This window comes from Bowmanella pacifica (assembly GCF_014645355.1).
GTDB lineage: Bacteria > Pseudomonadota > Gammaproteobacteria > Enterobacterales > Alteromonadaceae > Bowmanella > Bowmanella pacifica.
Genome location: NZ_BMLS01000008.1, coordinates 41,727 through 63,951, shown reverse-complemented (window position 1 = coordinate 63,951; position 22,225 = coordinate 41,727). Strand labels below are relative to the sequence as shown.

The 22,225-nt window shown below is 49.4% G+C and carries 19 protein-coding genes and 1 tRNA gene; 10 read left to right on the top strand and 10 right to left on the bottom strand.

Annotated elements, in window-relative coordinates:
• Window positions 1–132: 132 nt before the first annotated feature.
• The 3 genes from IEX02_RS18340 to IEX02_RS18330 all read left to right on the top strand — a co-directional run bounded on the left by IEX02_RS18340 (window position 133) and on the right by IEX02_RS18330 (window position 3,737).
• A complete protein-coding gene (locus IEX02_RS18340) occupies window positions 133–2,643 on the top strand; it encodes an EAL domain-containing protein (protein WP_188698685.1) in 2,511 nt (836 codons plus the stop codon).
• A 90-nt stretch (window positions 2,644–2,733) separates the two neighbouring features.
• Window positions 2,734–3,120 carry a MerC domain-containing protein gene (locus tag IEX02_RS18335; RefSeq protein WP_188698682.1) on the top strand — a complete coding sequence of 129 codons (387 nt, stop codon included), beginning with the start codon at window positions 2,734–2,736 and terminating at the stop codon, window positions 3,118–3,120.
• A gap of 113 nt (window positions 3,121–3,233) precedes the next feature.
• Window positions 3,234–3,737 (top strand): TIGR00645 family protein, encoded by a 504-nt coding sequence (locus tag IEX02_RS18330; RefSeq protein ID WP_188698679.1) that lies wholly within the window; start codon window positions 3,234–3,236, stop codon window positions 3,735–3,737.
• An 84-nt stretch (window positions 3,738–3,821) separates the two neighbouring features.
• On the opposite strand, the gene rpsO is transcribed toward IEX02_RS18330, so the two are convergent.
• The 7 genes from rpsO to IEX02_RS18295 all read right to left on the bottom strand — a co-directional run bounded on the left by rpsO (window position 3,822) and on the right by IEX02_RS18295 (window position 10,836).
• Window positions 3,822–4,091, bottom strand: a complete 270-nt coding sequence (gene rpsO, locus IEX02_RS18325) for a 30S ribosomal protein S15 (protein WP_188698676.1) — start codon at window positions 4,089–4,091, stop codon at window positions 3,822–3,824.
• Window positions 4,092–4,194: 103 nt separating this feature from the next.
• Window positions 4,195–5,127 carry a tRNA pseudouridine(55) synthase TruB gene (truB, locus tag IEX02_RS18320; RefSeq protein WP_188698674.1) on the bottom strand — a complete coding sequence of 311 codons (933 nt, stop codon included), beginning with the start codon at window positions 5,125–5,127 and terminating at the stop codon, window positions 4,195–4,197.
• The gene (rbfA, locus tag IEX02_RS18315; protein ID WP_188698671.1) at window positions 5,128–5,541 is read right to left on the bottom strand and encodes a 30S ribosome-binding factor RbfA; all 414 of its coding nucleotides are present in this window, start codon (window positions 5,539–5,541) and stop codon (window positions 5,128–5,130) included.
• A gap of 102 nt (window positions 5,542–5,643) precedes the next feature.
• Window positions 5,644–8,253 carry a translation initiation factor IF-2 gene (infB, locus tag IEX02_RS18310; RefSeq protein ID WP_188698668.1) on the bottom strand — a complete coding sequence of 870 codons (2,610 nt, stop codon included), beginning with the start codon at window positions 8,251–8,253 and terminating at the stop codon, window positions 5,644–5,646.
• 24 nt (window positions 8,254–8,277) lie between these two features.
• A complete protein-coding gene (gene nusA, locus IEX02_RS18305; protein WP_188698665.1) occupies window positions 8,278–9,771 on the bottom strand; it encodes a transcription termination factor NusA in 1,494 nt (497 codons plus the stop codon).
• Between the two features lie 68 nt (window positions 9,772–9,839).
• Window positions 9,840–10,298 carry a ribosome maturation factor RimP gene (rimP, locus tag IEX02_RS18300; RefSeq protein WP_188698662.1) on the bottom strand — a complete coding sequence of 153 codons (459 nt, stop codon included), beginning with the start codon at window positions 10,296–10,298 and terminating at the stop codon, window positions 9,840–9,842.
• A 461-nt stretch (window positions 10,299–10,759) separates the two neighbouring features.
• Window positions 10,760–10,836, bottom strand: a tRNA-Met gene (locus tag IEX02_RS18295).
• A 480-nt stretch (window positions 10,837–11,316) separates the two neighbouring features.
• On the opposite strand from IEX02_RS18295, the gene bfr reads away from it, so the two are divergent.
• Window positions 11,317–11,784, top strand: a complete 468-nt coding sequence (gene bfr / locus IEX02_RS18290) for a bacterioferritin (protein WP_188698661.1) — start codon at window positions 11,317–11,319, stop codon at window positions 11,782–11,784.
• Between the two features lie 74 nt (window positions 11,785–11,858).
• On the opposite strand, the gene IEX02_RS18285 is transcribed toward bfr, so the two are convergent.
• The gene (locus IEX02_RS18285; protein WP_188698658.1) at window positions 11,859–13,193 is read right to left on the bottom strand and encodes a glutamine synthetase family protein; all 1,335 of its coding nucleotides are present in this window, start codon (window positions 13,191–13,193) and stop codon (window positions 11,859–11,861) included.
• Window positions 13,194–13,352: 159 nt separating this feature from the next.
• On the opposite strand from IEX02_RS18285, the gene IEX02_RS18280 reads away from it, so the two are divergent.
• Both IEX02_RS18280 and IEX02_RS18275 read left to right on the top strand, forming a co-directional pair.
• Window positions 13,353–14,636, top strand: a complete 1,284-nt coding sequence (locus tag IEX02_RS18280) for an NAD(P)/FAD-dependent oxidoreductase (protein ID WP_188698655.1) — start codon at window positions 13,353–13,355, stop codon at window positions 14,634–14,636.
• Between the two features lie 6 nt (window positions 14,637–14,642).
• The gene (locus IEX02_RS18275) at window positions 14,643–15,251 is read left to right on the top strand and encodes a TetR/AcrR family transcriptional regulator (RefSeq protein ID WP_188698654.1); all 609 of its coding nucleotides are present in this window, start codon (window positions 14,643–14,645) and stop codon (window positions 15,249–15,251) included.
• Here the strand turns inward: IEX02_RS18275 and speB are convergent.
• Window positions 15,248–16,147 (bottom strand): agmatinase, encoded by a 900-nt coding sequence (gene speB / locus IEX02_RS18270; protein WP_188698651.1) that lies wholly within the window; start codon window positions 16,145–16,147, stop codon window positions 15,248–15,250. The genes IEX02_RS18275 and speB overlap by 4 nt on opposite strands.
• A gap of 9 nt (window positions 16,148–16,156) precedes the next feature.
• Window positions 16,157–17,506 (bottom strand): glutamine synthetase family protein, encoded by a 1,350-nt coding sequence (locus IEX02_RS18265; RefSeq protein ID WP_229702291.1) that lies wholly within the window; start codon window positions 17,504–17,506, stop codon window positions 16,157–16,159.
• A 224-nt stretch (window positions 17,507–17,730) separates the two neighbouring features.
• Between IEX02_RS18265 and IEX02_RS18260 the strand changes: the two genes are divergently transcribed.
• From IEX02_RS18260 to IEX02_RS18245, 4 genes are all read left to right on the top strand, one after another.
• Complete coding sequence (locus tag IEX02_RS18260; protein ID WP_229702290.1) at window positions 17,731–18,513, top strand: gamma-glutamyl-gamma-aminobutyrate hydrolase family protein; 783 nt, start codon at window positions 17,731–17,733, stop codon at window positions 18,511–18,513.
• On the top strand, window positions 18,510–19,871 hold the full coding sequence (locus IEX02_RS18255) for an aminotransferase (RefSeq protein ID WP_188698645.1): 1,362 nt from the start codon (window positions 18,510–18,512) through the stop codon (window positions 19,869–19,871). The genes IEX02_RS18260 and IEX02_RS18255 overlap by 4 nt, the downstream gene beginning before the upstream one ends.
• Before the next feature lie 68 nt (window positions 19,872–19,939).
• The gene (locus tag IEX02_RS18250; protein ID WP_188698642.1) at window positions 19,940–21,037 is read left to right on the top strand and encodes an extracellular solute-binding protein; all 1,098 of its coding nucleotides are present in this window, start codon (window positions 19,940–19,942) and stop codon (window positions 21,035–21,037) included.
• Window positions 21,038–21,106: 69 nt separating this feature from the next.
• Complete coding sequence (locus IEX02_RS18245; protein WP_188698639.1) at window positions 21,107–22,225, top strand: ABC transporter ATP-binding protein; 1,119 nt, start codon at window positions 21,107–21,109, stop codon at window positions 22,223–22,225.

Here is a 22,225-nt window from a genome sequence, read left to right as displayed (position 1 = left end):
ATATAACATACCAAGATTTCAATTAAACAAATCTTCATTGCGCTCAGGATTAAATGAATTTGTGTTAGATCAAAAACGCTGTTAAAGATTATGGTTATGCTACGCGGTCGTTGTTGTTAAGGCGGTCATTCCATGCAGGACATTTTGGGTCCACTTTTAAATGTGGGTCATACTGAACCTACAGTTGCCGAACTGGCCAGTCGTGACCTGGTCACCTGCCCTCCAGATACTGCTATTCGTGATGTGGCCAAGTTGATGCAAAGCCATCAGGTAAGTTGTGTTCTGGTTAAAGATAATGAGGATATCGTTGGGATCTGGACAGAATCCGACGCCAAGTCTATTGATTTTGATGCAACCCACCACTATCAGACCCCTGTCAGCAAATTAATGAGCTACCCGGTCATTCAGGTGCAGGGCAATACGCTGCTCAATGACGCCACCAGCTTAATGCTGAAAAAACAGATACGTCGCCTGCTGGTCACAGATAAACAGAATCGACCGCTGGGCTTGCTAACGCAAACCGACATAGTGAAACAGCAGCGTATCGAGTTTTATTTAGCATTGCGGGATGTTGGTTCAACATTGATCAGACCACCGCTGGTACTGGATGCCTCGCTGTCCCTCGCCGAAGGGGTTACGGCTATGAATAAGCAAGGGGTTGATGCCGCGCTAGTGGCAACCAACGGACATGCTCAGGGCATTGTCACCGAACGTGACCTGATAAAGTTGATTGCCAGCGCATCTAAAAACGTTTCTTTGGGCGAGCTGGCACATAAACCGCTACTGACAGTAAAAAAAACCTGCACCTTACTGCAAGCGGTGGATATTTTAAAAGAGAACAATTTTCGTCACTTAGCCGTCAGTGACGAGCATGAGCAATTATGCGGATTACTGTCCTTTTCTGACATTTTACTTAACGTTGAACATACTTATGTAGCCCAGTTGAAGGAGGCGTTGCGGGCCAGAGATGCGGCATTGCGTACATCGACAGATTATTTGCGCCTGGCACAAAAAGTGATCGACGCGTCGCTGGACGGGATCATGATTACCGACGTTAACGGTGTGATTGAATCGGTCAACCCCAGCTTTAGCATGCTTACCGGTTACAGCGCCGACGAAGCTATTGGCCGCAAACCTGATTTACTTAGCTCGGGCCTGCATGAGCCGCACTTCTACAAAAACTTGTGGGAAACCTTGCTGTCACAAGGGCAGTGGCAGGGAGAAATATGGAACAAGCGTAAGAACGGCGAAGTCTATCCTCAGTGGCTGTCTATTACCGCGATCCGTGGAGAACAAGGCGAGATAGGCCAGTTTGCTGGCATTTTCAGTGATATTAGTGAGCGAAAACGCCAGGAGAAACAAATTCATCAATTGGCCTATATTGATGAATTAACCGGGCTGGCAAACCGCAGACTCTTTATGGACAGACTGCATTTGGGCATCGCCAATGCACATAGACACCACCACAATATGGCGGTGTTGTTTCTGGATTTGGATCTGTTCAAGCGTATCAATGATACGTTAGGCCATCAGGCTGGTGACCAGGCCTTAAAAGAAGTGGCACACAGACTGCTGTCAACCGTCAGAGAAGGCGAGTCTGTGGCGCGAATTGGCGGTGACGAGTTTACTATTCTTATTCCTGAGATAGATAAAGCCACATCGTTAGAATGTCTTGCTCAGCGATTGATCACCCAATTCGATGCACCTATTCGTATTAAAGGTCAGGACTTTTTCCTGACGGCCAGTATCGGCATCAGCATGTTTCCTAAAGACGGACAAAGCTCTGAGCAACTGATTAAACACGCTGATCTGGCGATGTATCAGGCTAAAAACGCCGGACGCAATCAATATTGCTTTTATCAGGCCAGTGCAGGTCAGCAAACCGCCGACGAACTGAGGTTGGAGCAAGGCCTTCGTTTAGCCCTTCAACAACAATCACTCAAAGTGCTTTATCAACCCAAGGTCGATCTTCGTTCGGGGCAGTTAACTGGAGTGGAAGCCCTGGTTCGTTGGCATGACCCCACACTGGGTCAGGTATCTCCAGTAGATTTCATCCCCTTGGCTGAAAAGCTTGGCCTTATTGGTTTACTCAGTGAGCAAGTGATATATCAAGTTTGTGAGGATATACGAACGGCGCGTCTGCCCGAGGTACCTGTATCTATTAATATTTCAGTACTGCACCTGATCACGCCGGATTTTTGTGAAAGGCTACTGAGCATACTTCAGCAAGCTCAGGTATCACCAGAGCAGATTGAACTGGAACTAACCGAAAGCTGTCTGATCCCCGCACAAGCGGATACAACCCTGGGATTATTAACTAAGTTACGCCAACTAGGTTTCAGATTGTCCATTGACGACTTTGGTACGGGCTATTCGTCCCTATCCTATCTACGTCGACTCCCCATCAATGTGCTTAAGATTGACCGAAGCTTTATCCGGGAATTACCTGACAACAATGAGGATAGTCAGATTACCCTGGCTATTATCGCCATGGCTAAAGCACTGAACCTTGACGTTATCGCCGAAGGTATAGAGTCATCTGCCCAACGAGATTTCTTATTGGGTTCAGGCTGTCAGGTCGGACAAGGCTATTTATATAGTCCAGCAGTGGAGCCAGAAAAGCTAAAGCATTGGATAAACTAGGAACTGGCTTGCTTTGCCAGGAGATAATTGACACACCCCCAAATTGTTATATTATATCATTTCAAAAACAACTTACCTGTGAGAAACCTCGTGAAAGACTTGCTCGGCGCGCTAACCTCAGCCCTATGTATCTGCCATTGCTTGTTAACCCCCATACTAATAGGCTTTGGCGTGACTGGGCTGTTGGTCGACAGCCTAACTGCTGAATGGCTGCATCTTGCCTTACTGGGTCCTATCCTACTGTTGCTATTGACTAGCCTGCCATCGGCGCATTGCCGACACGGTAATGCTCTGCCTCTCAGTTTAGCCATAATAGGTATCTCACTGCTGGTAACGTCGCTGTTTATACACGGCAAGATTGAATTGCTGTTGAGCCTGAGTGGCGGACTGTTACTCATTACTGCTCATCTAGTAAACCGACATTTACTGCACAAACACATCAGCAAAGGAGTAACGACAGACCTGCTCTCAGAGTAACGTGCAAATTGTTCTGTTCATTGCACTATTTAGCTTGCGGTAAACCTTTGCAAAGCAAGCACTTGTCTCCATAATGTGCGCCATTGCCTTGCACCGCGTATAAGGATGGCCATATGGAAAAATTAATCGAAAAGCTTATTTACTCTTCACGCTGGCTAATGGCCCCTATTTATCTGGGCCTAAGTCTGGCACTGCTCGCTTTGGGCATCAAATTCTTTCAAGAAGTACTGCATATTCTTCCTATTATTTTTGCAATGAAGGAAGCCGACCTGATTTTAGTTGTGCTGTCGTTGATCGATCTGGTACTGGTTGGCGGTCTGATTGTAATGGTAATGTTCTCAGGCTATGAGAATTTTGTTTCCCGACTGGATATTGATGGAGACAGTGAAAAACTGGACTGGCTGGGAAAATTAGACTCGGGCTCCCTGAAAAATAAGGTTGCAGCCTCTATCGTGGCAATCTCTTCTATCCATCTGCTTAAAATATTTATGAATGCTCAAAATACCGACAATGAAAAACTCTTCTGGTATGTAATCATTCACTTAACCTTTGTCTTGTCAGCCTTTGCCATGGGCTATTTAGATAAACTCACCCGCAAAGGTTCTCCAGACAAATAGCAATATCTGCTTATTTAGGACGGGACACTGACAATAAAAAAGGCGCTGATTAGCGCCTTTTTTACTTGCATTTGAATGCTGCGATTAACGACGCAGACCCAGACGCTTGATCAGTTCCAGGTAACGATCCTGGTTCTTGCTCTTCAGGTAGTCCAGCATGCTACGACGCTGACTTACCATGCGCAGCAGACCGCGACGTGAATGGTGATCTTTCTTATGATCCGCAAAGTGACCTTGCAGCTTGTTGATATTGGCTGTCAGCAGTGCAACTTGCACTTCTGGAGAACCAGTATCGCCTTCTTTTACGCCGTAATCAGCGATGATGTTTGCGGTTTCTTCTTTAGTTAGTGACATATCTTTCTCCTAAGTTAAGACCAGCCGATCACTAATTCAGCGGGTCGGAAAGAGGCGGTATTATAGCGATGCGGCAAGGAATAGCAAGCCAGGTCGACGGGGCTCAGTAAACCACTAATCGCTTAGGTGCTAAACGTCCCGGACGTTCCACTTCGGCCACACCAAGAAAACGCCCATCATCTTCGGCATAGGCACGCACCAGGCCGGATAAATCCCCGGTATCGGCTTCCACCTGATTACCATTACAGAAAAAACCCAGCTTCTGTATGCTCACCTTGACACTTGGCAAACTGGCCACGGCCGTGTCCATCGGCAGCAATAAGGCATCTAATTTCTGAAAATCCGTCTGCTCGCCCAGCTTGTATTCATCTGCCAAGCTTTGCAGCGTATCCAAAGTCATCATTTGTGCCACCGGATAATCAGCCACTTGAATACGGTCTAGCATAGTGACGTACGCACCACAGCCCAACAACTGCCCCAGATCATCCACCAGCGAGCGAATATAGGTACCTTTTGAGCAATGCACCTGCATATCCACTTCGTCATTTTCAAAACGGGTCATCTGAATTGCAAAAATGTCAATGTCGCGAGCTTCTCTCGGTACATCAATACCCTGACGGGCATAATAATACAGAGGCTTGCCCTGATACTTCAGTGCAGAGAACATGGATGGCACTTGCTTGCTCTTGCCTTTAAAGCTCATCACCGCGTCCAGCACTTGTGATTCGCTCACCTCAACTGGACGACGTTCAACAATCTCACCATCTGCATCGGACGTCGTGGTACGTATCCCCAGTTTCGCAGTAACCCGATAAGTTTTATCGGCATCCAGCAGAAACTGGGAAAACTTGGTTGCCTCCCCTAAACAAACAGGCAGCATGCCTGTAGCTAAGGGATCCAACGCGCCGGTGTGACCAGCCTTGGCCGCGCCAAACAGGCGTCTTACCTGCTGCATCACTTGATTGGATGAGCCGCCAAGCGCTTTATTCAGCAGGAAGATGCCGTTAACGTCACGGCCTTTCTTTCGCTTGGCCACTTATTCCTTGTCCTCATTGTCCAAATCACGTCCCGCCTGGCGTGCCCGTTCTTTGTCTTTATTGATGGTTTCAGTCAACAAACTGGACAGACGTATGCCTTCGGTAATAGACACATCCTGTACAAAACGAATAGCAGGTACTGTCCGCATGCTCATGCGTTTAGACAACAATGAGCGTACAAAGCCTTTGTTGTCATCTAAAATAGCGAGCTGCTCTTTGACCTTTTCCTCATCCGTATCAAAGAAGGTGATAAACACCTTAGCATGAGACAGGTCGCGGGAAACTTCTGCACCGGAAACAGTCACCAGACCCAACCTTGGATCACGATTCTTAAATTCGTTTTGCAAGATACTGGCAACTTCTTTATGGATTTGCTGACCGACCCGGTCTGTTCTGGAAAATTCTCTTGCCATGATTTTTACTCTCGTAAAGACAGCAACGGAGGCCTGTTACCAATAGTGGCGGCCCCCGTTACCTATATTTCTGACACATCAGGGATTACCCCCTGAAAAGGATCAGATTTCGCGTTTGATCTCTATGGTCTCGAAGACTTCGATTTGGTCACCTACGCGAACGTCATTGTAGTTTTTAACGCCGATACCGCATTCCATACCATTACGTACTTCAGCGACGTCATCTTTAAAGCGGCGCAATGACTCCAGTTCGCCTTCGTAGATAACCACGTTATCGCGCAGTACGCGAATCGGCGCACTACGTTTGACGATACCTTCGGTCACCATACAGCCAGCGATAGCTCCCAACTTGGGTGAACGGAAGACATCACGCACTTCAGCCAAACCAATGATTTGCTGCTTGAATTCAGGTGCCAGCATACCACTCATGGCGCCTCTCACTTCATCAATCAAATCATAGATAACGCTGTAATAACGCAGGTCGATTTCTTCGCTTTCAATCACCTTACGAGCCGTCGCGTCAGCACGAACGTTAAAGCCTACCACAATGGCACCCGATGCTGCCGCCAGGCTGGCGTCGGTTTCGGTAATACCACCGACACCACTGCCGACGATATTGACTTTAACTTCGTCGGTAGACAGTTTCAGCAAGGAGTCTACTATGGCTTCCACGGAACCTTGTACGTCCGCTTTAAGTACCACGTTCAGCTCGCTAACATCACCGGCTTCCATATCGGCAAACATATTTTCCAGCTTAGCCTTCTGTTGTCTGGCCAGCTTAAGATCACGCTGCTTGGTGCGACGAGTGCTGGCCACTTCACGGGCTTTACGCTCATCCTGAACCACACGGGCATCATCACCTGCAGCCGGAACACCAGACAGACCAAGAATTTCAACCGGTGTTGACGGGCCAGCCACTTTGACATCCTGACCATGCTCGTCACGCATCGCACGCACACGGCCATACTCGAAACCACACAACAGGATATCACCGGCTTTAAGCTCACCTTGCTGAACCAACACGGTAGCTACCGGACCACGTCCTTTATCCAGACGAGATTCGATCACAATGCCTTTAGCTGGGCCTTTAGGTACGGCTTTAAGCTCCAGTACTTCAGCTTGCAGGGAGACCGCTTCCAATAAGCTGTCCACACCCATACCGGTTTTGGCCGATACTGGAACAAACTGGTGCTCACCGCCCCATTCTTCGGAAATAACTTCCAACTGAGACAACTCAGTCTTCACCCGGTCAGGATCAGCGGTCTCTTTATCCATCTTGTTGACGGCAACGATCAGCGGTACGCCAGCTGCTTTAGCGTGTTGTACAGCTTCTTTAGTCTGAGGCATTACACCATCATCGGCCGCAACCACCAGAATAACGATATCCGTCGCCGTGGCACCACGAGCACGCATGGCGGTAAAGGCCGCGTGTCCAGGAGTATCCAGGAAGGTAATCTTACCCAGGTCGGTTTCTACGCTGTAAGCACCAATGTGTTGGGTAATACCACCGGCCTCACCCGCCGCTACTTTGGCGCGACGAATATAATCCAGCAGTGAGGTTTTACCGTGGTCAACGTGACCCATAATGGTCACAACCGGCGCACGGGTCGCCTTGTCTGCACTAGCATCCTCTGCCAACAATTCGTCTTCAAGCGCGTTGTCGTTAACCAACTCGTATTTGTGGCCCATCTCTTCGACTACCAGCACGGCCGTATCCTGGTCCAGTACTTGGTTGATAGTGACCATTTCGCCCATTTTCATCATGGCCTTGATCACTTCGGTAGCCTTGATGGCCAGTTTGTTGGCCAGTTCGCCAACGGTAATTGTTTCGCCTAATTTAACCACACGTTCCACCGGCTGGGCTGGCTTGTTGAAACCATGCATCAAGTCAGCGCCAGCGTTCTTTTTCTTTTTGGCCTTGCGACGGCGTCCACCGCGCTCGAATTGCATATCCTCTTCGTCTTCAGCTTCCTGAGCATAACGATTGGAATGCAAATGTACTTCTTCTGCCTCTCGGCGACGACGGCGCTCGTCTTCTTCTTTCCAACGACGCTCGTTCTCTTCAGCCAACTTGCGTGCTTTCTCAGCTGCTTTTTTGGCTTCTTTTTCCAGTTTCTTCTGGCTCTCTTCTTCCTGAGCAACACGAATCTGCTCAGCTTCCTGGCGTGCCTTTTCGCGCTCAGCGCGCTCTTCATCGCTCAGATTTGTTTCTTTTTCACGCTGCTCAGCTTCACGACGCTCGCGCTCTGCACGTTCAGCTTCGGCGCGCGCTTTGGCTTCCGCTTCTTTACGTGCTTTCTCTTCAGCCACTTTTCTGGCTTCTTCTTCCGCGATTCGCTGGGCTTCCAAACGCGCTGCTTCTTCCTCAGCACGACGCTTGGCTTCTTCTTCGGCCAAACGCGCTTCTTCAGTTTCGCTGCGTTTTACATAAGTACGCTTCTTGCGCACTTCAACTTTTACTGACTTGGACTTACCCGCTGCATTGATGCTCAACGTACTGGTAGTACGACGCTTAAGCGTCATACGCGTCGGTTCCGCCGTGCCTGCACCACCATGCTGACGACTCAGATAATCAAGCAAGGTACGCTTTTCATCTTCTGTCACCTGATCGTTCGCGCGCTTTTCAATACCTGCATCAGCAAATTGCTGAACCAGGCGGTCAACCGATGTGCCAATATCACCGGCAAGCTTTTCTATGGATACATCTGCCATGAGTGCTAGTTCCCCCCGTTGACCTTACTCTTCACTAAACCAAACGATGTTACGGGCAGCCATGATCAATTCAGCTGCTTTCTCTTCGCCCAGTTCCTCTATATCACTGATTTCATCGACGCCCTGCTCAGCAAGGCCTTCCAGATCGGTTACACCGCGGCTAGCCAAAATAAAGGCCACGTGTCTTTCCATGCCCGGCAGGTTCAGCAGCTCTTCCTTGGGCTCTGCGTTATCCAGTGATTCTTCATTTGCCAGTGCTTGCGTGGTTAACGCAGCACGAGCACGCTCACGTAGCTCTTCCACCATATCCTCTTCAAAGCCATCAATGGCCAGAAGCTCGGCAGCCGGTACATAAGCAATTTCTTCCAATGACGTGAAGCCCTCTTCCACTAACACTGCGGCGAAGTCTTCATCAATATCCAACCCTTTAACAAAGCGCTGCAGGACTTTGGAGTTTTCCTCTTCGTGCTTGTTGTTCAGGTCTTCAACCGTCATCACGTTCAGTTCCCAACCTGTCAACTGACTGGCTAAACGAACGTTTTGTCCACTGCGGCCGATAGCTTGCGCCAGGTTGTCCGCTTCAACAGCCACATCCATGGTACGGTTATCTTCATCAACTACGATGGCAGCAACTTCGGCAGGAGCCATGGCGTTAATCACAAATTGCGCAGGATTCTCATCCCACAGCACAATATCAACACGCTCACCGCCAAGTTCGCCAGATACCGCCTGGACCCTGGAACCACGCATGCCCACGCAGGCACCGACAGGGTCGAGTCGTTTGTCATTGGTCTTCACGGCAATCTTGGCACGTGAACCTGGGTCGCGCGCCGCCGCTTTAATTTCCAATACTTCTTCAGCAATTTCCGGCACTTCGATGCGGAACAATTCCACCAGCATTTCAGGCTTAGAACGGCTAACAAATAGCTGTGCGCCACGAGCCTCCGGCTTTATCACATAAAGTAAACCGCGCACTCTGTCACCTGGGCGGAAGGTTTCACGCGGCAACATATCTTCGCGATAAATCACACCCTCGGCATTGTTACCAAGGTCAATGATGATGTTGTCACGGTTGACCTTTTTCACCGTACCAGTAATCAGCTCACCAACACGATCTTCATATTCTGCCAATACCTGAGCACGTTCTGCCTCACGTACTTTCTGTACAATAACCTGCTTGGCGGTTTGTGTGGTGATACGGTCAAAGGCAATAGACTCAATCTGCTCTTCAACAAAGTCGCCCAGTTGAATTTCAGGCTCATCAATTTGCGCCGCAGAGATAGTGATCTCAGCAAAGGGATTCTCTTGAGGTTGGTCATCAGGGATCACTTTCCAACGACGGAATGTGTCAAAATCACCAGTTTCGCGATCGATGCAAACTCTTACTTCAATCTCGCCTTCGTTCTTTTTCTTGGTTGCACTGGCGATAGCATATTCCAAAGCCTCAAAGATTTTCTCTCTGGGTACTTGCTTTTCATTGGATACAGCTTCAGCCACTAATAGAATTTCTTTATTCATTGTCCTGTTGCCTCACAATACTTCCACGTTGCTGGTTGGACAGCCTGCCGACTTCGACTCTGTCGTCGTTAGTCGAAGTTAGGAACCAGATTACCTTTCTCAATATTGGCGATGGCCAGTTGATAGGACACGCCATCCACTTCCACGGTCAGGGTGCCGTTTTCACAAGCAAGCACCTTTCCTTTGAAATTACGTCTGTTATCCATGGGCATATGCAGCCGCACAGACACCGTCTCACCCACTACTTGTTGGTAGTGAGCTTCTTTAAACAATGGTCTGTCCATGCCGGGAGACGACACTTCCAGGTCATATTCGGTTGAAATTGGATCTTCCACATCCAGCACAGCGCTGACCTGATGGCTGACATCGGCACAATTATCTACCGAAATACCATCTGGATGATCAATATAAACGCGCAGTGTTGAATGCCTACCGGCGCGCACAAACTCAATACCGAGTAACTCAAACCCCAGCGCTTCTACTGCAGGGGTCAGCATTTCAGTTAAGGCATGTTCAAGTTTTGACACAGCCAGGCTCCAAAAACAAAAAAAGGGCGTTAAGCCCAGACAATATTCGGGGATATCCCCTTATAACCTATGTATACCAATAAAAGTAACTGTGCGATGAGATGCAAGCTAACTCTTATTGAGGTGGACCAAGACTAACAAAAAGCCCCGATACTAGCGGGGCTTGTCAGGTCTGGAATCTAGTCCAAATATTCTGCGTCAATCCATATGCGGTTGACGAAACAGGCGCGATATCAATGCGACCTGCTGGAGAAATGCCGAAACACAGCATTTCCTCCCCTTGAAACCAAGACGTTACTATTCTTTAAAAGAGGGAGCCCGTCCTGATTTCGACGGCGGAAGTATAAGGTTCGCCGCCTTAATTTGCAAGTTAAGCCCAATGCGGTCAGCTTGCAGATACCGCTTACCGAGGATTCAGTAAGCGAAAAGCCGACAAGGGTTAACTTGTCGGCTTTTCTATTTGGTTGCGGGAGCCGGATTTGAACCGACGACCTTTGGGTTATGAGCCCAACGAGCTACCAGGCTGCTCCATCCCGCGTCTGAAGTCTTTTCTTGGCTGGGCTGTTTCGGCGCCCCGTCTCAAGATGGTGCGTATTATACATAGGCCCGAAGACCGCGCAAGCCCAATTATGAAATATTCATGAAACCTTGAACTGTTCGCTCAATTAACCAGCAAGACGTTCAAACAATCAGCGAATTGGGCCGATTTATCTAACAAAGACAGGCCAAGCTACACTAACAGACCGGCAAAATTTGCCCCTTATTACATAATTCCGCTCTTTAGTAGCAGCTTCCCCCTTCTCTCCCCAGGTCTCTTCATCAGTTCTGTACCCAAAAACACGCAATCAATGTCATTTTAGTGCTCACTACAGACAGCAAGTATAGAAAGGAGAATAAAGCGAAGTGGCAACGAGAATTGATATCATTAGATAATACATTGATTTGTCTAAACAATTTCCAATAGCCAGAATATTCCACTACACTTATCCGCATCTTTTCTGATGCACGGATTTGAACCATGAAAGGCAATGCAACGGTTATCAACGCACTCAATACTCTGCTAGCTAATGAGCTGACAGCGATGGATCAATATTTTATCCACTCCCGGATGTATCAGGATTTTGGCCTGAACAAGTTATTCGAGCGCATCGACCACGAATTTGACGATGAGAAAGGTCATGCCGCCGCATTAATCGAGCGTATTTTATTTTTGGAAGGTACGCCGGATATGACCAAACGGGACGGGCTGAATATCGGCCAGGATGTTCCTGCCATGCTACAGGCGGATCTGAACCTGGAATACGAGGTACAGCGTTTACTTAAGGACAGCATCAAGCTTTGTGAACAAGAACAGGATTATGTCACCCGTGATATGTTGACCGGGCTATTGAAAGATACAGAAGATGATCATGCTTATTGGTTAGAACAGCAATTACGCCTGATTAAACTGGTGGGCCTGCCCAACTATCTGCAATCTCAATTGTAAGTCATTCTATATAGGGAGTGAGGCCCCATCCCTTGTGGCCTCTTCCTAACTCTATATAAGCGCACCATTAAGCCTTATACATTTAACAGTAAAAATTCCCTTTCCCAGGAGCTTATCACCTCATTAAAGGCTTCGCATTCATTGCGCTTGACCGCGCTATAGGCATAAGCAAAGTCTTCCCCCATTATCTGGCGTAAAGGTTCACACTTGTCCAATAAACGTAACGCCTCTTCCAGGTTTCGGGCTACTTCTATTTCCTGCGTATAGGCATTACCTTCGTTCGCTTGCTGAGGCTGCAGGTTTTCCACAATTCCCAGATAACCGCAAGCTAGAGTGGCCGCAAAAGCGAGGTAGGGGTTCGCATCGGAGCCCGGCAAACGATTTTCCACCCTAAACCCATCGGGTTTACTCTCTGGCACACGTAGGCCGGTGGTACGGTTGTCGTATCCCCAATCAAAATTAATCGGCGCCGAATTATCAGGTGTGAAGCGACGATACGAGTTCACGTTTGGCGCAAAAAAGCACAGGGCACTGGGGCCGTACTTTTGCAAGCCGGCAATATAATTAAAAAACAAACTGGAGTACTTACCATCTTTGGTGGAAAAGGCGTTATCTCCGCTTTTTCTGTCGACCAGACTCTGATGGATATGCATGGAGCTACCAGGCTCACGGCGCATCGGCTTAGCCATAAAAGTCGCGTAGACACCATTAGACAGGGCAATTTCCCTCACCACCCGCTTAAACAAAAAGACCTCATCGGCCAATCTGAGCGGATCGCCATGCAGGAAGTTAACCTCAAACTGCGCCGCGCCAGACTCATGAATCAGGGTATCAATCCCCAGCTCCATCTTTTCGCAGTAGTCGTACATCTGGTCAATGATCTTCTCAAACTCATTCACCGCATCAATGCTGTAGCTTTGACGAGCCGACTCTCTGCGCCCCGAGCGCCCTACCGGCGGCGTTAGTTCATAGTCGGGGTCGGTGTTTTGTGCCACCAGAAAAAATTCTACCTCGGGCGCCAACACTGGCACCAAATCTTTGCTTTGATACTGTGCCAGAATCTTCTTTAACACATTACGTGTAGACAAAGGATGGGGCTGGCCGCTGGATAGGTAGCAGTCGTGAATGATCAACGCCGTGCGCTCATCTGCCCAGGGCACCTCACGAATAGTAGCGGTATCAGGCTCCAGGAACATATCCGAGTCAGTCTCACTGACAATATCGTAGTGTTCGCTGGTGTATTCACCGGTTACCGTCTGAATAAGAATGCTCTCGGGTAAACGACTCTCCTGCTTGATGAATTTCTTAGCCGGAATAAATTTACCACGGGCATTGCCCGTCATATCAGGAACCAAACATTCAACTTCTGAGATGCGATGGCTGGAAAGCCACTTTTTTACATCATCCATATATCACCTGCTGGATTGTACTTATCATTCCATTTCGAATTATTATTCGACATGCTAGGGTAAAAAGTGTTAATTAACAATATGGCAAAACGCCAGAAAAGCTAAATTTAACGCTGACTTGAGATCTATACCTCGCTGTACCACGAAAAAGAGGCCGGGATGGAAGATAAACGTCAACAATATTACCAACAGACGGCGAACAAGCAGATAAACTGCCCACCGTTCAGCGGGTATCAGAAGGTTGATGTATGCATCATAGGCGGCGGATTGACCGGTCTGTCTACGGCGCTGCATTGTGCTACCCGCGGTTTAAGCTGCATTCTATTGGAAGCCGAGACCCTGGGGTTTGGTGCATCTGGTCGTAATGGTGGCCAAGTTAGTCCTGGCCAGCGTTTGGATCAGGCCACACTGGAAGCGAAAGTGGGTCACGAGCCGGCCGGTAAACTTTGGCACCTCGCGCTCGACGCTATAGATTTGGTGCGAAACTTAATCGACAGACATCAAATTGACTGTGACTTTGTACCCGGCGTATTGCACACCGCTTTTAAACCCAGCCATGCCAGAGAAATGCGTAACAACGTTCGCAAGCTGAACGAAGAATATGGCTATCATGACACTCGATTTATCGAGCGGGACGAACTATCACAGATGCTGGCCAGCCCCCGCTATCACGGTGCAGAGCTAGATATGCGCGCCGGGCATTTACACCCCCTAAACTTTACCCTGGCATTAGCACAACTGGCCCAGCAGGCAGGTGCAACCTTATATGAAAACAGCCGTGCTATCCGGATTCAAAGCAATAAGCAAGGCATAAAAATAGATACGACTGAGGGACAAATACAAGCACAAAAGTTGGTATTGGGCTGCAACGGTTATCTGGGAGAACTGTTTCCCAGAGTGGCGGGTAAGATCATGCCTATCAACAACTTTATCGTCGCTACCCGCCCTCTGGGTGAAAATACCGCACGCGCGCTTATTCGCGACAACGTTGCGGTGGCGGATTCTAAGTTTGTGATTAATTATTTTCGCACCACCCCGGATCATCGACTGTTGTTTGGTGGTGGTGAAAATTACTCTTCCCGTTTTCCCGACGACATAAGCGCTTTTGTGCGCCCCTACCTGGAAGAGATTTTTCCGCAATTACAGGGAATTGAACTGGACTACGGTTGGGGAGGCACCCTGGCGATCACCTTAAATCGTATGCCACATTTTCAATGCCTGGATAACCGTATCTATGTGGCGCAGGGCTATTCAGGACATGGCGTGGCATTGGCCACCCTGGCCGGAAAACTGATAGATCAAGCCATTGCAGGTCAACCTGAAGACTTTACGACGTTGGCCCGTTACCCTACCCCCACGTTCCCCGGTGGTACCTGGCTTCGTTATCCAGGCTTGGTTGCTGGCATGCTTTATTACGCGCTACGTGACAAATTTGGTAACTAACCCACTATGAGCAAGCCGTTAACCCCACGGGTATCCCCAAGTCAAAAACGTTCCATGGCCCGTCAGGAGCAAATTCTTGAAGTAGCGGCCGAGTTACTTGAAAAGCTTGGCCCCGCCACGCTTACCACTATACGCATCGCTGAAGATGTAGGTATATCAGTGGGCACGTTATATCACTATTACCCCAATAAAGAAGCCATTTTACATGCCATGGGGCAACGCTGGCTGCAACAGATGGCACAAACACTGAAGCAAGATGAACAGCAATCTCCGGCGGATTTAAATGAGTTCGTGGCGCTGTTTGTCAGCCATATGCATCAACTCTATAGAAAACAGCGGGGTATCTTACATTTAGTACAGGGCATGTTTGCCATCCCTCAATTAATGCCGCTGGACGAACAACATGACGAGCTGGTGATCAATCATGTTGCCAGCCGGTTAGGGAAATTGGGCGTAAAACTGCCGCTTAGTGAGCGCCAACGTATTGGCCGAACCTTTCATGAAACCAGCCATGCCCTGCTATTAGTGGTGGTGAATCAATCAAAGCCCAGAGGCAGCAAAACCCTTGAAGAACTCAAGCGTATGCTGCAAACCCTGGTGATGTCATTTGGTTAGACTTTCTGGCAGGCTAACAAATACAGCATATCCGTTGTCAGAGTAGCAGCCAGTAAACTGGTAATCTGACTGTGGTCATAAGCCGGACAGACTTCCACCACATCCATACCAACAAAATTCAGCCCTTGTAGCTGGCGCAATAGTTCCAGAATAAAGTGTGGGCTGAGTCCACCGATAACCGGCGTACCTGTCCCCGGCGCAAAGGCCGGATCAATGCAGTCAATATCAAAGGTCAGATACACCGGGGCATCGCCCATGGTTTGCTTAATTCGCTCAGCGATATCTGTGGCCTTAGCATGCCAAAGCTGCTCGGCAGGGATCACCTCAAAGGGCGTCTTGCTGGAATGGTCAGTACGGATCCCAAGCTGCATCACTTTACCGTCTAGCAACAAGCCCTGTTCTCTGGCGTGATAAAACACACTACCGTGATCGAACTCGCTACCACCTGAATAATCGTCGGTGTGTGCATCGAAATGCAGTAACGCAACAGGGCCCCGTTTAGCCACCATGGCTTGTAATACAGGCAACGTAACCAGATGGTCACCACCGAAGGTAAAAGGTATAGCCCCCAGGTCCATGACCTTACTAATATGCTCGCGCACCGATTGCATAGCACCGGGTGCGTCGCCATGGGAGAAATTCACATCCCCCACATCGGCAATCTTAAGTTTTCGTCTCAGGGAAAATTTCCATGGGTGACGTCGTTGCTCCCAGCCCAAATTAGCCGAAGCCTGGCGGATAGCGGTAGGAGCAAAGCGCGCCCCTGGCCTGCCGGAAGTGGCAAGGTCAAAGGGCACGCCGGCAATGACCACGTCGGGATCCTTATCCATTTTGCTTTTGGACGCGAATACAAAGGTGTTAGCTGGCTGATAAAGCGAATAATTGGCGTTGGTCATAAATCTGCATCAAAGAGTGTTGAGATAAAAATCATATTCCTTGAGCGTCACGGTTTGTTCGAACTTGAGCAGTTCCTGCTCCTTGCAGGCCCGGTAGACCTTGATGAAATCAGCCCCAAAATATTGGTTGAAGACCACCGACTCGCTTAGCAGCGCCAGTGCATCCGGTAAACGGCAAGGTAAGGATGGATTGTCGAACTCGAACGTATTGCCTTCCTGCGGCGCAGGTGGGGTGAGCTTGTTGGAAATACCATGATACATGGCAAACAGCACCGCCGCCATCGCTATATAAGGGTTGGCATCCGCACCGGCTACTCTGTGTTCAACCCGGCGGCTATGGGGCTCACCCGGTGGTATCCGCACTGCCACAGTTCGGTTATCAATGCCCCAGTTGACATACATAGGCACATACAGATTAGGCTGCATCCGGCGATAGGAATTAATGTTGGGGCATAAAAATGCCGTGCTCTCCTGCATAGTCTCTAAAAGCCCGGCTACCGCACTTAGCAGCAAGGGATTCTCGTCGGCCTCCCCTTGCCCAAAGAGATTTTCACCGTCCTTATCCACCAGGCTTACGTGTAAGTGCAGCCCACTTCCGGCCAGGTCACCATAAGGTTTGGCCATAAAGGTGGCTTGCATACCATGCTGCTCGGCAACCTGATGAATAATGCGCTTGAGCATCATGGCATGGTCGCAGGCCAATAAGGGATCGTCACCATGGCGCAGGTTAATCTCAAACTGACCTGGTGCATATTCAGAAACGGCGGTATCTGCCGGTACCCCCTGGGCTTGACAACAGCTGTCCACATCCAGAAGAAAATCGCCAAAATCGTCCAGATTGAGCATAGAGTGGCATTGGGTATTGGCTTCCCGCTTTCCGGTTTTGGGAGAAATGGGCGGCTGAATGTGGCCAGTTTCGGTGCGCTCAGCATCTATCAGGTAGAATTCCAATTCCACTGCCACCACAGGACGCATACCAAGCTGCTTAAACAACTGCACCGCCCGGTTAACCTGATGGCGCGGGTCAAGCAACACCGGCTCAGCCTCATGGTCATACATACTGAACAGCACTTGCGCCGCTGGCTGGCTGTGCCAGGGACAAAAGGCTAAGGTCTTTAAATCAGCATAACAAACGCGATCCGGCTCACCAATCTCCAGACCCAATTGCGACTCTTCTACTGTTTCCCCAGACGCATCCAACGCCAGTACAGAGAAAGGAATATGCATGCCTTGCTCCAATACCGACTCAATGGCATCCCGCTTCACACGTTTGCCCCTGGCCACGCCATTTAAATCTGACAGGATCAGGTCAAAAACTTCTACATCCGGGTAATTGACAAGAAAGGAGCTTAACTCCATGATCATCTCCGACGTTTATTATATTGAACACTTGTTCGTGTTCATCTCAGTTAAACATAAAGCATATTGGACATTCCAGCCTGAAAACGCCGCTTTGTTAACAATTAGTTAAACTAAGCTTTGATGTTTTGCACACTAAATCAGCAGATTGCCACTTGAACTTTATTATTAACTCCAATAGCTTGAATCTAACGTTTCAATATTTTGTTCAGTGAGCCATACAAGTGCGAAACGCCACCCCATTATTGATCGGTGTTTGTGCAGACCTGATAGTGCGTGGTCCCCATGCCTATCACCAGTCAGGCGACAAATATATCCGCGCCCTGCTGCACGGTGATACCCCCGTGGTGCCGCTAGTTATACCGGCGCTTTTTCACAGGCTTTCGAAAGACTGCCAAGCTGCACTTATCAATAAACTGGATGGCATTTTGCTGACCGGCTCTTATTCGAATCTGCATCCCAGCTACTATGACGAAGCCGAGCTGGAAGGCGATGACGCCGAACGCGATCCGCACCGCGACGCCAGTAACTGGGCCTTATTCGATAGCGTTATCGCGGCCGACCTACCTATGCTGGGCATTTGCAGAGGCTTTCAGGAACTTAACGTGTATTTTGGTGGCAGCCTGCATCATAGGTTACATGAAGCAGAAGGGCTGATGGATCACCGTGAGGACAAAACACAGCCAGTGGAGCAACAGTATGCCCCGGCTCATGCCGTAACCTTGTGCCACAGCGGTATTTTATCTGCCTGGTTCACCGAGCAACATCGCATTCAGGTCAACTCCATTCATATGCAAGGGATTAAAAACCTAGGGCAAGGTTTGCAGGTTGAAGCCAGGGCCGACGACGGACTAATCGAAGCATTTTCGCGTCCGGAGTCGTCTTTCCTGCTGGCCGTGCAGTGGCATCCTGAGTGGCGACCAGAGCTATATCCGCAAAATGCCAGGATCCTGGCAGGCTTTGTTGAGGCTTGCCAGAACTGGCGGGATAAAAGGAGTCAGGCATGAAGACATTACAGCAATGGCAAACCGCAGACGCGGCGCATCACCTGCATCCTTTCACTAACCAGGCTGATATTAATCGACAGGGATCCCGGGTGATAAGTCACGCCCAGGGCGCGTATATTTTTGAAGCCAATGGCCACAGACTGCTCGACGGGATGTCCGGCCTATGGTGTTGTAACTTAGGTTACAGCCAACCGCGCATCAATCAGGCCATTGCCGCCCAGCTTGAAGAGTTGCCCTATTACAATACGTTCTTTCAATGCACTCACCCACGCGCCACTGAATTAGCCCAAGCCATCTGTAACAAGGCACCGGCGCATCTAAACCGGGTGTTTTTCACCAACTCCGGCTCGGAAGCCAATGACTCGGTGCTCCGGTTCGTTCACCGCTATTGGGATGCCCGCGGAAAGCCTCAACGCAAGGCCATTATTGCCCGGGAAAATGCTTACCATGGCAGTACTATCGCTGGCGCCAGCCTCGGTGGAATGGGCTTTATGCATGAACAGTTTGAGCCGCTTCGCGGTATTCATCATATTCCTCAGCCTTATTGGTTTGGTGCAAAAGGCGACAACGCTGATATGGATGAGCAGGATTTCGGCCTGTGGGCCGCCAACCAACTTGAAAATAAGATTTTAGCCTTAGGCCCGGACAACGTGGCCGCTTTTTTTGCCGAGCCAATTCAAGGTGCTGGTGGGGTGATCATCCCCCCGGACAGCTATTGGCCACGGATACAGGAGATTTGTCGACAGTACGATGTGTTATTAGTTGTTGATGAGGTCATCTTTGGTTTCGGGCGCACCGGAGAATGGTTTGCCAGCCAATTTTACCAACTTGAACCAGACTTTATTGTGTTTGCCAAAGGCGTCACCAACGGTTTTGTCCCGCTAGGTGGCGTATTGGTATCGGACAGGGTGTCAGAGGCACTGCTGTCCCATACCAATGATCTGGCGCATGGCTTTACTTACTCGGGTCATCCAGTGGCTTGTGCCGCTGCCTTGGCCACCCTGGATATTCTGGCTGAAGGCCCAATCTCCCGGATAAAAAATGAACTGAGTCAGACCATGCGTGATTATTGGCTGCCCCTGGCCGACCACCCATTAGTGGGACAAGCCAGATGTAAAGGATTAGTGGGTGCGCTGGAACTGGTGAAGGATAAAGCCAGCAAGCAGCGGTTTGCCGGCAATGGGCATGCCGGTACAGTCTGCCGGAATATGTCTCTGCAGGCCGGTCTGGTTATGAGGGCCACGGGCGATACTATGATTATCGCTCCACCATTCATTCTTGACCGCAATGAAATCAAGGACTTAACTGAAAGAGCCTGGCAAGCGCTGGATCTGACTCAGGCACAATTACAACAATAATAAAGCTGGACAACAGTGAAATCAGCACGATTGACCTAAACCTCCAACTTATCGAATAAGGAAGAACAATGACATTCTCCACAAAATTGCGGTTACTTGCTGGCTCAGTGCTGGCCACATCAGTTTGTGCCACCGCACAGGCTGATACTGTGCATGTCTATAACTGGAGTGATTATATCGCCGAAGACACTGTCGCCAACTATGAACAAAAGTCCGGCAACAAGGTAGTGTACGACGTATTCGATTCCAACGAAGTGGTTGAAGCCAAGCTACTAACCGGCAACACAGGTTTCGATGTAGTGGTACCCTCAGCCCAGTTTTTAGGACGTCAGATTAAAGCCGGCGTATTTGCCAAACTGGATCGCAGTAAACTCCCCAACTGGAAGCATTTGGATCCTATGCTGATGGCCAAGCTGGAGAGGGTCGATCCTGGCAATCAATATGCCATCCCATATCTGTGGGGTACCACAGGCATTGGCTACAACGTGGAGAAAGTCAAAGCTATTTTAGGTGACGACTTTGAGGTCAACAGCTGGGATATGATCTTCAAGCCTGAAATCATTTCAAAGCTCGCCGAGTGCGGCGTAGTGACCTTGGATGCTGCGTCTGAAATTGTCCCTGCTGCGTTGCATTATTTGGGGATGGATCCCAACACCAATGACAGTAAGGAAATTGAAAAAGCCGGTGAATTACTTAAAACCATTCGCCCGCATATCCGCTATTTCCATTCGTCTCAATATATCAACGACCTGGCCAATGGCGATGTGTGTGTAGCTGTGGGGTGGAGCGGTGATGTATTCCAGGCCGCGGATCGTGCCGATGAAGCCGATAACGGCGTTACCGTTGGCTATGTTATCCCCAAAGAAGGCGCAGCCATGTGGTTCGATATGCTGGCCATTCCTGCCGATGCTAAGCATGCAGAAGCCGCCTATGACTTCGTTAACTATTTGATGGAGCCAGAGGTGATTGCCGGTATCAGCGACTATGTGTCCTACCCCAACGGCAACAAAACCTCTACCAGTATGGTGGATCCTGACATCACCGGCAATCCGGCCATTTACCCACCAGCCGATGTAATGGAAAAGCTTTATACCTTTGAAGTACGGCCTGCCAAAGTTTCCCGCGCTACCAATAAAGTGTGGACGGAAATGAAAGCCGGTAAGTAATCATGGCAAATGTCCCGGACAGATTATGCTGTCCGGGGCTGACTAATGCGATAAAGGATCCCCGTACTGATGACCTTGAAACACCTTTCTCACTCTCCCAGCCCGGTGTTGCTGGAACTGAATAAATTAAGCAAGCATTTTGACGGCCATCCGGCCGTGCGCGACGTAAACCTGCAGTTCTATCAGGGGGAAATTTTTGCCCTGCTGGGCGGATCGGGTTGTGGAAAATCCACTTTACTTCGCATGTTATCCGGCTTTGAAAAGCCAACTGGTGGCAAGATCCTGCTAAATGGCGAAGATATCGCGCAAATCCCGCCCTATCGCCGCCCATTCAATATGATGTTTCAATCCTATGCACTTTTCCCGCATATGACGGTGGAGCAAAACATTGCCTATGGTTTACAGCAGGACAAATTAAGCAAGGCCGACATTGCAGCACGCGTAGAAGAAATGCTCAAGCTAGTGCAAATGAGCCAGTATCGTCTGCGCAAACCTGCACAGTTGTCCGGCGGTCAGCGCCAGCGGGTTGCCCTAGCCCGCAGCCTGGCAAAACGCCCCAAGTTACTGCTACTCGACGAACCCATGGGGGCACTGGACAAGAAACTCCGTGGTGAAATGCAGTTGGAGTTAGTGAATATCATCAAGCAAGTGGGTGTCACCTGCGTGATGGTGACTCATGACCAGGAAGAAGCCATGACCATGGCCGACCGTATCGCCATTATGCATGCCGGTGAAATTCTGCAAATCGGTTCCCCCCACGATATTTATGAGTTCCCCAACTGCCGCTACGTGGCGGACTTTATTGGCGACGTGAATCTGTTTGCCGGTGAGATTGTAGAAGAAGAGCCCGCCTATGTAGTGATCAATGTGCCCAATCTGGCTAAGCCTATCTATATTGATCACGGTATCAGCGGCCCGGGCAACACCCGTCCGGTTAGCGTTGCCGTGCGGCCGGAAAAAATCCGTATCAGTGCAGAGCAACCGGATGAACAATACAACTGGGGAACGGGTATCATTGATGACCTGGCTTATCTGGGCCAACACAGTATTTATCATATTCTGCTCCCCAATAAGCAGTTCATCCAGGTTACTCAAACCAACGACAGGCGCCGTGAACTGCCCTTTGAGCTGGAACAGAAAGTCTATGTATCCTGGTTGCCAGATGCCTGTGTGGTACTGGAGGAATAA

Excerpts from the sequence above, each read along its gene's own strand:
- IEX02_RS18340 (WP_188698685.1), top strand. The coding sequence starts at position 133 with ATGCAGGACATTTTGGGTCCACTTTTAAATGTGGGTCATACTGAACCT.
- IEX02_RS18330 (WP_188698679.1), top strand. The coding sequence starts at position 3,234 with ATGGAAAAATTAATCGAAAAGCTTATTTACTCTTCACGCTGGCTAATG.
- rpsO (WP_188698676.1), bottom strand. The coding sequence starts at position 4,091 with ATGTCACTAACTAAAGAAGAAACCGCAAACATCATCGCTGATTACGGC.
- rbfA (WP_188698671.1), bottom strand. The coding sequence starts at position 5,541 with ATGGCAAGAGAATTTTCCAGAACAGACCGGGTCGGTCAGCAAATCCAT.
- infB (WP_188698668.1), bottom strand. The coding sequence starts at position 8,253 with ATGGCAGATGTATCCATAGAAAAGCTTGCCGGTGATATTGGCACATCG.
- nusA (WP_188698665.1), bottom strand. The coding sequence starts at position 9,771 with ATGAATAAAGAAATTCTATTAGTGGCTGAAGCTGTATCCAATGAAAAG.
- bfr (WP_188698661.1), top strand. The coding sequence starts at position 11,317 with ATGAAAGGCAATGCAACGGTTATCAACGCACTCAATACTCTGCTAGCT.
- IEX02_RS18285 (WP_188698658.1), bottom strand. The coding sequence starts at position 13,193 with ATGGATGATGTAAAAAAGTGGCTTTCCAGCCATCGCATCTCAGAAGTT.
- IEX02_RS18280 (WP_188698655.1), top strand. The coding sequence starts at position 13,353 with ATGGAAGATAAACGTCAACAATATTACCAACAGACGGCGAACAAGCAG.
- IEX02_RS18275 (WP_188698654.1), top strand. The coding sequence starts at position 14,643 with ATGAGCAAGCCGTTAACCCCACGGGTATCCCCAAGTCAAAAACGTTCC.
- speB (WP_188698651.1), bottom strand. The coding sequence starts at position 16,147 with ATGACCAACGCCAATTATTCGCTTTATCAGCCAGCTAACACCTTTGTA.
- IEX02_RS18265 (WP_229702291.1), bottom strand. The coding sequence starts at position 17,506 with ATGGAGTTAAGCTCCTTTCTTGTCAATTACCCGGATGTAGAAGTTTTT.
- IEX02_RS18255 (WP_188698645.1), top strand. The coding sequence starts at position 18,510 with ATGAAGACATTACAGCAATGGCAAACCGCAGACGCGGCGCATCACCTG.
- IEX02_RS18250 (WP_188698642.1), top strand. The coding sequence starts at position 19,940 with ATGACATTCTCCACAAAATTGCGGTTACTTGCTGGCTCAGTGCTGGCC.
- IEX02_RS18245 (WP_188698639.1), top strand. The coding sequence starts at position 21,107 with ATGACCTTGAAACACCTTTCTCACTCTCCCAGCCCGGTGTTGCTGGAA.